Below are 12,156 nucleotides of genomic sequence, written 5' to 3'. Positions count from 1 at the left end.
GTTGCAAGCACATTCGCGCAGCAGCCCATTGAAGCAGTCCATTAACCCAATCTCATGAGGGAGGGAGAAGTATGCATGAACTAAGCACAACCGAGCTGGCCGCGATGCTCACCACATCCGATGCCGACACGCGCGCGCAGCTGTGGACGGCGCCGCTCAACGACAGCATGCGCGCCTGTTCCATCGACAGCGTCACGCGGCAGGCGGCATTCCTGGCGCAAGTCCTGCTGGAATCGTCGGAACTGCGCCAGTTGCAGGAGTTTCTCAGCTATAGCCCGCAGCGCCTGCGCCAGGTGTGGCCGCAGCGCTTTCCCACGGACCAGGTCGCCGAACAGTATGCGCACAACCCGCAAAAGCTGGCGAACAAGGTGTACGCGCAGCGCATGGGCAATGGCGACGAAGCCAGCGGTGACGGCTGGGCCTACCGGGGCCGGGGCTTGATCCAGCTGACGGGGCGCGACAACTATGCGCATTTTTCGGCCGCCATGGGCTGCGACGCCCTGACGCATCCCGACTTGCTGCAGGAGCCGACGGGCGCGGCGCTGTCGGCCGCCTGGTTCTGGCGTACGCACGGCTTGAACGAGCTGGCCGACGGCACCGTGCAAGCGGGCGGCGACGCGCATTTCAGCGAAATCACGCGGCGCATCAACGGCGGCCTGAATGGCCTGGCGCAGCGCCGCCTGTACTGGGAACGGGCCTGCAAGATCCTCGGCGTCGGCGGCGCCATCAGCGGAAAAATCTGAGTGCAAGGGCTGGCGCCAACGCGCCATGGCCATCCTGTTTATTTTTTACTTGAAGAGGCAATCACATGAGCAATTACAGCAAAGTACAATTCATTTCCTGGGAAGTCCATACGGGACCGTTCGTCGTCACACGTCCACCGGTCAAGACGGGCTTGTACAGCGGTCTGCTGGATCCGACGCCGGACAACCGCACGGACGTGCTGGGGCAGTGCTGGGACATTGAGGCGCGTTTGGCATTCACGGCCGACGCCATCACCAAGGCGGAACTGTCGAGCGACCGCAGCGCGGGCACGCTGAAGGTCTTCATGGCGCCCGAATTCCTGTACCGGGGCGCGGGCGGCGCGTATCTGCACGACCTGATCGATGGTTGGGATGGCCAGGCGCCGGCCGAGTTCAACCTGCCCGCGCCCTACAACGGCCGCTGGCGCGGTCTCTTCGGCGCCTTGCGGGCGCTGGTGGCCCAGCCGAAATACGAGGACTGGATCTTCGTCTTCGGCACCGCCCTGAGCGCGTCGTTCCCGTCCGCCCGCCAGCGCGACGGCAAGTTCGTCATCGACGTGCGCCAGCCCGGCGAAATCTACAATTGCGCGCTGATCCAGCGGGGTGGCGCCTTGCATGGCACGGACAATTATGTCTCGCGCAAGCATTACATTTCCCCCATCGATTTCCTGCAGTGGAATGGCGCCGTGGCGCAGCACACGCCGGGTACGGTGCTGCCGCTCGACCCTCGTGCCGTCGTGCCTGCCGATGTCATGGGCGTCAATGAAGGCGGCGCCTTGTTCCGCATCCCCGGCATCAACGACAGCCTGGGCAAGCCTATCGATTTCGGCATCGAAATCTGCCTCGATCATGCGCTCAGCGCCAATTCGGCCAACCGTTATGGCCGCATCCGCACGGCGGGACAGTCCGTCAAGATCCAGCTGGTGCCGTCGGGCGGCATGCGGCTGCAGCCCGATTCCATTCGCCTGCAGCCGGCTGGCGCGCCGACGCCCCGTTCATATGCCTTCAATTGCGATGGCCTGGGTAATCTGAACGGCGGCGCGGGCAGCCATACGCAACTGTGGAACGGCGCCAATGGCGTGCCCGCACCTGCCGGCAACTGCCTGGTGGCGGCCAGCAGCGGCGCGGCCGTCGTCGGCACGGTGCTGACGGCCGTCGCGGGCCAGGTCAATACCACGCTGGGCGCAGTGCAGGGCAGCCTGCTCTGGAATAATGGCGAGAACGTGCAGGGCGCCGGCCAGGTGCGCATCCTGGCCGTGCGCGACCTGTAAGTTCCAGGCGGGTCCGCGCCCGCCCGCCGGCCGGCCGCGCTAGTGCGACACCAGCACCGGCAAGGTCATGTCCTGCAGCACCGTGCGCGTGACGCCGCCCAGCAGCGCTTCGCGCAGGCGCATGTGGCCGTAGCAGCCCATCACGATCAGGTCGCACTGGCGCTGCGCGGCCATGGCCAGCAGGGCCGCGCCCACGTCCTGGCCCGGCGGCGTGTCGTGCTGCAGCACCTCGACGTTGACGCGGTGGCGCGCCAGGTACAGGGCCAGGTCGGCACCCGGCTGCTCGCCGTGCGCAGCCGGCTGGGCGTGCGAATTGACGACGGCCAGGGTCACCTGCCGCGCGCGTTGCAGCAGCGGCAGCGCATCGGTGATGGCGCGCAGCGCTTCGGCGCTGCCGTTCCAGGCCAGCAGCGGATGCTGCGCGGAGCCCGATAGCGCGGCGGACGGCGCGTGCGGCACCATCAGCACGGGCCGGCCGCAATGGAGCATCAGGTATTCGGGCGTGCCGGCGATGACGCGCGAGGGCGTATCCTGCGCGTCCGTCTGGCCGAGGATCAGCAAGTCGCAATAGCGCGCCTGCAGCAGCAGCGCGCCTTGCGCATCGTCGTCGACGAAGCGCGTTTCGTAGGTGCCCAGGCCTTCTTCGCGGGCGATGCGCTCGAAGTCGTGCAAGGCCTCGCTGGCCTGGCTGCGCAGCGCCTGCATCTGCGCCGGCGCAAACTGCAGCGCGTTGACGCCGCCGCCATACGCATAGCGCGAGATGCCGCTCATGGCCGAACCGATCAGGTGCGCGCCTTCGGCGACGGCCAGGCGCACGGCCAGGCGGATGCGCTGGGCGCAGTGGCGGGAGTTGTCGACGTGGACCAGCAGGGTAGTGTAAGGCATGGCGTTTTCCTCGGTTGTCGGAAGTCGGTTGTCAAGTCTGCAGCACGTAGTTGCCCGGCGCGTCGCCCAGGTCGGGTCCCATGGCCGGCGGCGCCACCTGCGCGCCCGAGCGTTCCGCCAGCCAGGCTTGCCAGGTGGGCCACCAGGAACCGTCGTGGTGCGGCACGTCGCGCTGCCAGCTGTCCGCGTCGATGTAGGGCGCATCGTGCGGGTGCGTGGCCAGCTGGTAGCTGCGGCGCGCCTGGCCCGGCGGCGAGACCACGCCCGCATTGTGGCCGCCCGAGGTGAGCAGGAAGGTGACGTCGGTGTCGGTCAGCAGCTGCAGTTTATACACGGAGCGCCATGGCGCCACGTGGTCCGTCAGGGTGCCGACGGCAAAGATGGGGGCATCGATGTCGGGCAGGGCGATGTGCCGGCCTGCCGTGCGGTAGCGCCCTTCGGCCAGGTCGTTGTGCAGGAACAGACGGCGCAGGTATTCCGAATGCATGCGGCAGGGCATGCGCGTGGCATCCGCATTCCAGGCCATCAGGTCGCTGTCCTGCTCGTCGAGTCCGAGCAGGTAGTGGCGCAGCCGGCGCGACCAGATCAGGTCGTTCGAACGCAGCAGCTGGAAGGCGCCCGCCATCTGCTTCGTGTCGAGATAGCCCTGCTTCCACATGGCCGCTTCCAGGAAGCTGACCTGGCTGTCGTCGATGAACAGCGACAGTTCGCCCGGTTCCTTGAAGTCGACCTGCGAGGCCAGCATGGTGAGGCTGGCCAGGCGGGTATCGCCGTCGCGCGCCATGCTGGCGGCGGCAATCGCCAGCAGGGTGCCACCCAGGCAGTAGCCGGCCGCGTGCACCTGCGGCGCGCCCGTGAGGCGGGCAACGGCGTCGAGCGCGTCCATCACGCCCAACTGGCGGTAGTCTTCCAGCGACAGCTCGCGGTCTTCTTCGAGGGGATTTTTCCAGGAAATCATGAACACCGTGTGGCCCTGCTGCACCAGGTAGCGCACCAGCGAATTGGACGGCGACAGGTCGAGGATGTAGTATTTCATGATCCAGGCCGGCACGAACAGCAGGGGCGTGGCATGCACGCTGGCCGTCGCCGGCGCGTACTGCAGCAGCTCGATCAGGTCATTGCGGTAAACCACCTTGCCGGGCGTGACGGCCACGTTCTCGCCTGCCTTGTAGCTGCGCTGGTCGGGCGCATGCGCGCCCATGGCGGCGCGGCGCAAGTCGTCGGCCAGGTGCTGCGCGCCGTTCGCCAGGTTGGCGCCACCGCTCGCCAGGGTTGTTTGCTGCACCACGGGATTGGTCAGCAGAAAGTTCGACGGCGCCAGCATGTCGAGCCACTGGCGCACGGTGAACGTGACGACATCTTCGTGGTGCGGCGAGACGCCGCGCACGCCCGTGGTGGCGCGGTGCCACCACTGCTGCTGCAGCAAGAAGCCCTGGTAGGCCAGGTTGTACGGCCAGCGCTGCCAGGCCGGGTCGGCGAAGCGCCGGTCCTGCGGCAGCGGGGCGATGCACGGCGGCGCACCGGCGCTGCCGCTCTGCGCCGATTGCAGCGCGTACTGCTGCCAGCGGCCGATCTTCTTCCACGCTTCCTGCAGCAGGGTCAACTGCTTCGATGGCGCCAGCGCCAGGTGGCTGAGCCAGTCGGCATAGGCGTTGCCCAGCGCGGCCGGCGAAATGCCGCCCGTGAACTTGCCCAGCCAGGCATTCAGCAGCAGGTCCAGGGTGGCGCCTTCCGGCGCGCTCTCCGGATAGTCGGGCGCCGGCACGCCTTGCCAGGCGCTGCCCAGGCGCTCATGTTCAACGGTTTGTTCCGCATTGCTCGGCTGCGTCTTGCTCATTCAGCACTCCTGTCATTTTTTTACAGGATAGCAAGAGCTTGTTCAAAAAATTATGATCTACATCAAGTTTGCCCGGATGCGTGCAGCGTCCCGCCTGTCGCCTGGATGGCCGCGCCCGTTTCCTGAAGGAACAGGCGCAACTGTTCCTCCAGCGCAGCGAGCCGCGCCAGCAATGCCGCCTGCGGGGCCTGTGCCGCTTCGCGCTCGATGGCGGCGGCGATGGCGACGGCGGGGATGGCATGGAAGTTGGCCAGCAAGCCGGCCAGGGTATGTGCCTGCCGGCTCGCGGTGGGCCGGTCGTCCGCCTGCAGGGCTGCGCGCAAGGCGGCCAGCTGCTCCGGCAAGCCGGCCAGGAAGGAGGCGCCGATGATGGCGATCACGTCGGCGTCGGCGTTCGCCAGCGCGGCGCCGTAGTCGAAGCGTGGCGCGCTGCCGGTGGCCAGCACTGCCACTTGCGGCGCCATGTCGGGCGGCAGCGTTGGCTTGCTTATTTGCAATACATGCTGCTCGATCAGGCTCTGGAAGGCGGCGGTGCGGAAAGGCTTGGACAGGTAATCGTCCATGCCGCCGGCGATGCAGCGTTCGCGGTCGCCTTCGAAGGCGCTGGCCGTCATGGCGATGATGACGCTCTTCGGCATGCCTTGCGCCTCGCGCTGGCGGATCTGCGCGGTGGCTTCGAAACCGCCCATTTCCGGCATCTGCAGGTCCATCAGGATCAGGTCGAAATGGCTGGCGGCCTGGCGGTCGAGCGCTTCGCGGCCATTCGCCGCATGCGTGACCCGGTGGCCCGCATTCGACAGCAGCACGGTGGCCAGTTCGCGGTTCATGGCATTGTCCTCGACCAGCAGGATGTCCAGGCTGGGCGAACCTTCGCGCACGCTATGGCGCGTCATCACCGGTGTTGCGCCGGGCATGCCGCGGCAGGTGCCCAGCACGCTCATGGTGATGGCCAGCAATTCCTCGGGGCTGGCCGGCTTGAGCAGGTAGCCGTCGATGCCCAGTTCGCGGCAGCGCGCCGCGTCGCCCAGGCTGCCGCTGGACGAGAGCATGACGATGGGCACCTGGCTCCAGTGGGGCAGGGCGGCCAGCGCCGATGCCGTGTCGAAGCCATTCATGCCCGGCATGGCAAAGTCCATGATGATGCAGTCGGCCGGCAGGGCGGTGCGGCAGTGTTCCAGCGCCGCCTCGCCCGACTCGCAGGCGGTGACCATGGCACCGCTGTGCTCGAAGATCTTGCGCAAAATGGTCAGGCTGCTGGAATTGTCATCGACCAGCAGGATCGCCCGCGCCGCCAGCGAGGCGCCGGGCGGCGGCAGGCAAGGCTGATGCTCGCCGATGGGCAGGGCCAGGTCCACGCTGAAGCTGCTGCCCTTGCCCAGTTCGCTCGACAGGCCGATGCTGCCACCCATCATCGTGACCAGGCGGCGCGTGATCGACAGGCCCAGTCCCGTGCCGCCGAAGCGCCGCGTGGTCGAACCGTCTTCCTGCTGGAAGGCGTCGAAGACGGCCTCCTGCATGTCGGCGGCGATGCCGATGCCGGTGTCGCGCACGCCCAGCTGCAGCTGGGCCATGCCATCGCCGCTGGCGCGCAGCCGGGCACTCACAGTGACCTCGCCGCGCGGCGTGAACTTGATGGCGTTGCCCGCCAGGTTGGTGAGTATCTGGCGCAGCCGGCCAGGGTCGCCGAGCAAGGTGTGCGGCAGCGCGGGATCGATGTCGAGCACCAGTTCCAGGCCGCCGGCCTGGGCCCGCATGGCGAGTGCGCGCATGGTTTCCTGCATCAGCTGGCGCAGCTTGAAAGGGATGCTTTCCAGCGTCAGCATGCCCGCCTCGATCTTCGAGAAATCGAGGATGTCGTTGATAATGCACAGCAGGGCGTCGGCCGAAGCCTTGACGATTTCCAGGTATTTGCGCTGGTGGACGTCGAGTTCGGAATCGAGCACCAGGTCCGTCATGCCCAGGATGCCGTTCATCGGCGTGCGGATCTCGTGGCTCATGTTGGCCAGGAATTCGCTCTTCGAGCGGCTGGCCGATTCGGCCACTTCCTTGGCCAGCAGCAGCGCTCGCTCGGCCGCCTTTTGGCTGGAAATGTCGACGATGGTGCCGACCAGGCCGTGCAGGCTGCCATCGGACTTCAGCAGGGCCGCCTTGCTGTACAGGACATCGACCTGGCGCGCGCCGACGCTCAGCCGGTCCTCATACGTCTGGTTGCCCCGGTCCTGCAGCAGCTCCAGGTCGCGCTGCAGCACTTGCTGCGCCTGCTGCTTTGGCAGGATGTCGGCCACCGTCTTGCCCAGGATGTCCGCTTGCGCGCGTTGGAAGAAGGCGCAATAGGCGCGGTTGGCGCGCAGGTAACGGCCTTGCACATCCTTCAGGTACAAAGGGATAGGAATGGTCTCGATCAGCGCGTCGACAAAGTTGAGGTTGTGCCGCAGCTCGTGCGCCGCCAGACGCCGTTCCGTGATGTCGGTCAGGCTGCCGGTGATGCCGGCCAGCCGCCCCAGGCCATCGCGCTCGGCGCGCGCGCAGACATCGATCCAGCGCACGTCGCCGTCGCGGGTGACGTAGCGCGCTTCATGACGCATGCTGTCCACATGGCCACCGAGCAGTTGTGACAGGCCGGCGGCGGCGCGCTCGCGGTCGCGCGCATCGACGAATTGCAGCACATTCTTGCCCAGGCTGTCGGCGGTGCCGAAGCCGGTGATGGTGTGCCAGGCGGGGTTCAGGAAGGTCCAGGCGCCGTTCAAGTCGGTGCGGAAGACCACTTCATTGAGGCTGTTGACGACGTTGCGGTATTCGCGCTCGCTTTTCGCGATGGTCTCGGCCATGCGTTTGCTGTCGCTGATTTCCGTGCGGATGGCGATGTACTGATAGGGTTCGCCGGCGGCGTCGAGGAAGGGCACGATGGTGGCGTCGACCCAGTATTGTCCGCCATCCTTGGCGTGGTTGCAGATTTCGCCATGCCAGACCTGGCCCGTGGTGATGGTTTGCCACATCTGCGCAAAGTAGGCGTCAGGATGCGTATGCGAATTGATCAGGCGGTGCGTCTGGCCGACCAGCTCTTCGCGCGCGAAGCCGCTGATGGCGCAGAACTTGTCGTTGACGTAAATGATGACGCCGGCCGTGTCGGTGATGCTGACAATGGCATGCTGGTCCATCGCAAAGCGCTGGTTCTGCAGTTCGATGCGGCGCAGTTCCTGCTGCGATACCAGCTTGGCCAGCAGCACCGAGAGGCCCTCGATGTCGCCTTCCTGCGGCAGGTGCAGGCCGGAATCGTCGTTGTCGAGCAGGCGCACGGCCGCCACGCGCAGCGATTGCAGGACGCGGTTGCGGCTGGCCAGTTCCGTGCGCAGCAGGTCATTCGTCATGCTCAGCTCTGTCGAACTCAGCTCCAGGCTGCGCGAGCGCAAGTCCAGGTCGCGTTCGGCCTGTTCGTAGCTGCCGTCGATGCGCAGCAGCAGGGCCGGCAGGCCGGCCAGGAAAGCGGCCAGTTCGGGCGGCGTGCCCGCTTGCGCTCCGAATGCCTGGGCCTGTTCCAGCAAGGCGATGCAGGCGCTTTCCGAGTCGATGTCGCAGACGCGGCTCAATTGGCGTGCCAGGGTGCGGTTCATGTTTCGCTCAGCACAGTCACGGTCATCGTCTGGTTATGCAGCTGGCATGCGCCATGCGGCTGCGTGATGCCGATTTCGCCGTTGGAGTAAAAACCGGCGATACAGGTGGCGCCGCTGCCCAGCACGTCGGCCACCGCTTCGACCTCTTCCTCGACCCGGTCGCCCATGACCAGCTTGCGCCCCACGCAGCTGACCAGCAGGGCCAGCTGGTCGCCCACCGTTTCGGCGTGGCGCTGGACGCCGCGCGCGGCCATTTCGGCCCCGTCGATCAGCCGGTTGGTACTGGAATGCATCAATTTCAGGTAGCCGTCGGCGAGGATGTCGCCGGCCAGTGTCAGCGAGCCCTGTTCTTCGTCGACGGCGAGGATGGTGCGAAACACATTGCTTTTTTCATGCGCCGCCGTGAGCATTTCAAACGGAAACAGCAGCCCCGAGCCGGGCAGGTCGCACGCATAGTCGCCCAGGTACAGCTTGTAGATGTCCAGCGCCCGCGCGCCATCGAGGCCATACAGCACGTTGCCGACGCAGCGCGTCACCTTGCGCGCGGGACCGAACGCTTCCCAGCCCGCATGGCTGCCGTAGCCGAGGCGGATATGCTCGCCGTACAGGCCGACGGCCACGATGGTATTGTCGGCCGCGCCGCGCGGACCCAGGGTCCAGGTCTGGCGGAAGGCGCCGCCGTCGGCGGCCAGTCCGCCCGATATGGTGACGCCCGGCGGCAGATTTTCCTGCAGGCCGGCGATCAGGGCACTGCCGTTGATGGCCACGCCCGTGCCCAGCATGAAGACCGCCGCCAGGCCGTCCCGCGGCAGCGCCTGTGCCAGGCGCTCGCCCGCCTCGTGCGAGTCCGCCATGTCGCAGATGATGGCGTCGGCAATCGCCACCGTGGTGTGCGCGAAGCCGATGGCGGTGATGACGCAGCTGTCGTCGTAGACGCGCTTGCCGGCGATCTCGCCGGCCGTGGAACAGCCGGCGATCACGGCGCCGGGCATCTGGCGGCGCAGCGCCGCCGTCAGTTCGGGGGTGGAAAAATAGGCGCAGGCGCCAAAGACCAGCACCAGCTGCGGCTGCATGGCGGCCAGGGGCGCCAGTGCGGCATCGATGTCGGCACGGTTTTTCAGGATCAGTTGTTGCACGCGCATGGCAGGGTCCTCGCTTACAGTGGGTGGGCGTGGTGCTGGTCGGGGTCGGGCAGGCTGTTGCGGATGTCGAGCACCTCGTCCCAGGCGCCCAGGAAGGCGTCGATGCAGTGCGGGCAGAAATGGCTGCCTTTGTTCTGTTGCAGGAACAGGCGCGCCTGCTCCACGGGCCAGGCCCGCTTGTACGGGCGTTCCGAGGTGAGCGCGTCGAAGACATCGGCCACGGCGACGATGCGCGCCGACAGCGGTATCTGTTCGCCCGCCAGGCCGCGCGGATAGCCGCTGCCGTCGTATTTTTCGTGGTGGCCGCAGGCGATTTCCTCGGCCAGCTGGATCAGCGGCGAATCGCTGCCGGCGAGGATCTTGCCGCCGATTTCCGCATGCTGGCGCATGATGGCCATTTCCTCGGGGTCCAGCCGGCCCGGCTTGAGCAGGATATGGTCGGGCGTGGCCAGCTTGCCCACGTCGTGCATGGGAGCGGCCTTGAGCAGCAGTTCCTGCCATTGCGCATCCATGCCCAGGTCCCTGGCGATCAGCGCCGAATAGCGCGCCATGCGCATGATGTGAGCGCCCGTTTCGGGGTCGCGGAATTCGGCCGCCCGCGCCAGGCGCGTGACCAGTTCCATCTCGCGCGCCGTGACGTTGGCGATGGCCTGGCGCACTTCATGCTCAAGCAGCTTGGCGCGGTCGGCCAGCATGGTTTGCGCCATGCGCAGGGACAGCAGATTGCGCACGCGCAGGCTGAACTCGATGGTGTCGACGGGCTTGGTGAGAAACTCCGTGACACCGAGCGAAAAGGCCTGCTTGCGCACGGCGCGGTCGTTCTCGGTGGTGACCATGATGATGGGGATGTCGGCCATGCCCTGCATCTTGCGGAAGATGCTGAGAAATTCATTGCCCGACAGGCTGGGCATCCGGTAGTCGAGCAGGACCAGGTCCGGCACATGCGACTCGCACCAGGTCAACGCATCGATGGGGTCGCTCATGCAGACGGGCTCGATGCTGCTGGCCTTGCGCGCCAGCGTCGATAGCAGGTTCAGGTTGGTGTCGTTGTCATCGACGATCAGGATGCTCATGGTGTCTCCGGCGGATGGCGGTCAGGTGGCGGACGCGATGGCGATGGCGTCTCAGGCAGCCAGTTTGCCCGTGGCTTGCACGCCCAGGCCTGACAGCAGGCTGTCCATGTCGAGCACGATCAGCATGCGTTCGTCCAGGCTGCCGATGGCCGTGACATGGCCGGCCATCGCCGAGCCGTGCAGCTGCGGCGGGGGCTTGATCTGTGCCGGGGCCAGCGGCACCACATCGGCCACGCGGTCGACCACGATGCCGGTGGCGCCGTGCGCGAAGATGAGGATGATCACCACGGTCGAGGCGTCGTATGCGGGCTCGGCCTGGCCCAGCGCGATGCGCAGGTCGATCAGCGGCACGATGCTGCCGCGCAGGTGGATGAAGCCCTTGAGGAAGGCGGGCGCATTGGCCATACGGGTCACGGCGCCGTAGCCGCGGATTTCCTGCACCAGGCCGATGTCGATGGCGTATTCCTCATTGCCCAGGCCAAAGACCAGCAATTCCCGGGCGCCCGCTTGCGCCAGCTGGCTCGCTGCTGCGGCATGTGTCGTGGTGGTTTCCATGTGTTTGCTCCTGTCAGGTGATGCGTGATGCATGAAACTGCGAGGGGTACCGGGTGGTGCTCAAACCTGCTCGGTGCGGTTGCGGCCATTGCTCTTGGCCTGGTACAGCGCGGCGTCGGCTTGCATGAAACAGGCTTTCCAGTCGCCGTTGTTGGGCAGCGGCGCCAGGCCGATGCTGACCGTCGCCGTGATGGATGCGTGCTCGAAGTCGACGCACGTTGCGGCCACGGCAAGGCGGATGCGTTCGGCCACCTTGTACGCCATCGTCATGTCCGTATGCGGGAACAGCAAGCCGAATTCCTCGCCGCCCACGCGGGCGACGACATCGGATGCCCGTGCCTGGGACTGCAGCGCGGCCGCGATGGCTTGCAGTACGGCGTCGCCGGCGGCGTGGCCATGCCGGTCATTGACCTTCTTGAAGAAATCGATGTCGGCGATGCCGATGGTCATCGCACTGCCCGCGCGACTGGCCCGCGCGGCCGTACGTACGGCTTCGATCTCGAAGGCGCGGCGGTTCGGCAGGTGGGTCAGGGGATCGCTCAGGGCGATGCGCTGCAAATGCTGCCAGCGGGCCGCATTCTGCTGTTCGATGGCGCGTGCGTGGCGCTGGTCGATGAAAAAGGCGCCCAGGTAGTTTTCGTCGTCCAGCTTGCCCAGGTCCATGGCCTTGAGCACGATGGGCAGCATCGTGCCATCGTGGTGGCGTATGGCGAAATGGCGCTTGTGGCCGAGTACCGTGGACTTCTTTTCGCCGGCCAGATAGGCGCCGATCCGTGCGCCATGCTGCTTGCGCACGGAGTCGGGCAGCAGCGCTTCGATCTGCTGGCCCGACAGGCTGCCCGGGGCATAACCGCTCAGCGCATACATGGCGTCGTTCGCATAGCGGATGCGTGAACCCGCATCGATGATGACGGCGGCGTCGTCGGCGGCGTCGAGCAGACGCAAGGCCAGGATTTTGTTCATGTGCTTGTCCCCTGCATGAATGCGGATTACTTGGGAAGGCGAAGGCCACGCTATTGCTGCCGCATTTTTGTTTTCC

At 66.5% G+C, this 12,156-nt stretch carries 9 protein-coding genes; 2 read left to right on the top strand and 7 right to left on the bottom strand.

The features are described from left to right. Positions 1–71 precede the first annotated feature (71 nt). Positions 72–743 carry a glycoside hydrolase family 19 protein gene (locus K0F86_RS15985; protein ID WP_219135320.1) on the top strand — a complete coding sequence of 224 codons (672 nt, stop codon included), beginning with the start codon at positions 72–74 and terminating at the stop codon, positions 741–743. 65 nt (positions 744–808) lie between these two features. Continuing rightward, on the top strand, positions 809–2,014 hold the full coding sequence (locus tag K0F86_RS15980) for a hypothetical protein (protein ID WP_219135319.1): 1,206 nt from the start codon (positions 809–811) through the stop codon (positions 2,012–2,014). Positions 2,015–2,053: 39 nt separating this feature from the next. On the opposite strand, the gene K0F86_RS15975 is transcribed toward K0F86_RS15980, so the two are convergent. From K0F86_RS15975 to K0F86_RS15945, 7 genes are all read right to left on the bottom strand, one after another. Next, the gene (locus K0F86_RS15975) at positions 2,054–2,899 is read right to left on the bottom strand and encodes a universal stress protein (protein ID WP_219135318.1); all 846 of its coding nucleotides are present in this window, start codon (positions 2,897–2,899) and stop codon (positions 2,054–2,056) included. 31 nt (positions 2,900–2,930) lie between these two features. After that, complete coding sequence (locus K0F86_RS15970; protein ID WP_219135317.1) at positions 2,931–4,736, bottom strand: alpha/beta hydrolase; 1,806 nt, start codon at positions 4,734–4,736, stop codon at positions 2,931–2,933. Positions 4,737–4,798: 62 nt separating this feature from the next. Further along, positions 4,799–8,347 (bottom strand): response regulator, encoded by a 3,549-nt coding sequence (locus K0F86_RS15965; RefSeq protein WP_219135316.1) that lies wholly within the window; start codon positions 8,345–8,347, stop codon positions 4,799–4,801. Then, complete coding sequence (locus K0F86_RS15960) at positions 8,344–9,489, bottom strand: FIST signal transduction protein (RefSeq protein ID WP_219135315.1); 1,146 nt, start codon at positions 9,487–9,489, stop codon at positions 8,344–8,346. Before K0F86_RS15960 ends, K0F86_RS15965 begins: the two co-directional genes overlap by 4 nt. A 14-nt stretch (positions 9,490–9,503) precedes the next feature. After that, positions 9,504–10,562 carry an HD domain-containing phosphohydrolase gene (locus tag K0F86_RS15955; protein ID WP_219135314.1) on the bottom strand — a complete coding sequence of 353 codons (1,059 nt, stop codon included), beginning with the start codon at positions 10,560–10,562 and terminating at the stop codon, positions 9,504–9,506. 51 nt (positions 10,563–10,613) lie between these two features. Next, positions 10,614–11,117: a chemotaxis protein CheW gene (locus tag K0F86_RS15950; protein WP_219135313.1), complete on the bottom strand. Its 504-nt coding sequence runs from the start codon at positions 11,115–11,117 to the stop codon at positions 10,614–10,616. Between the two features lie 60 nt (positions 11,118–11,177). Further along, positions 11,178–12,080: a sensor domain-containing diguanylate cyclase gene (locus tag K0F86_RS15945; protein WP_219135312.1), complete on the bottom strand. Its 903-nt coding sequence runs from the start codon at positions 12,078–12,080 to the stop codon at positions 11,178–11,180. Positions 12,081–12,156: the final 76 nt, after the last annotated feature.

Origin of the sequence: Janthinobacterium sp. UMAB-60 (assembly GCF_900095235.1) — a bacterium.
Classification (GTDB): Bacteria; Pseudomonadota; Gammaproteobacteria; order Burkholderiales; family Burkholderiaceae_D; genus Janthinobacterium.
Note: the sequence above shows the minus strand (reverse complement) of the source record. Positions and strands in the feature narration are given on the sequence as shown.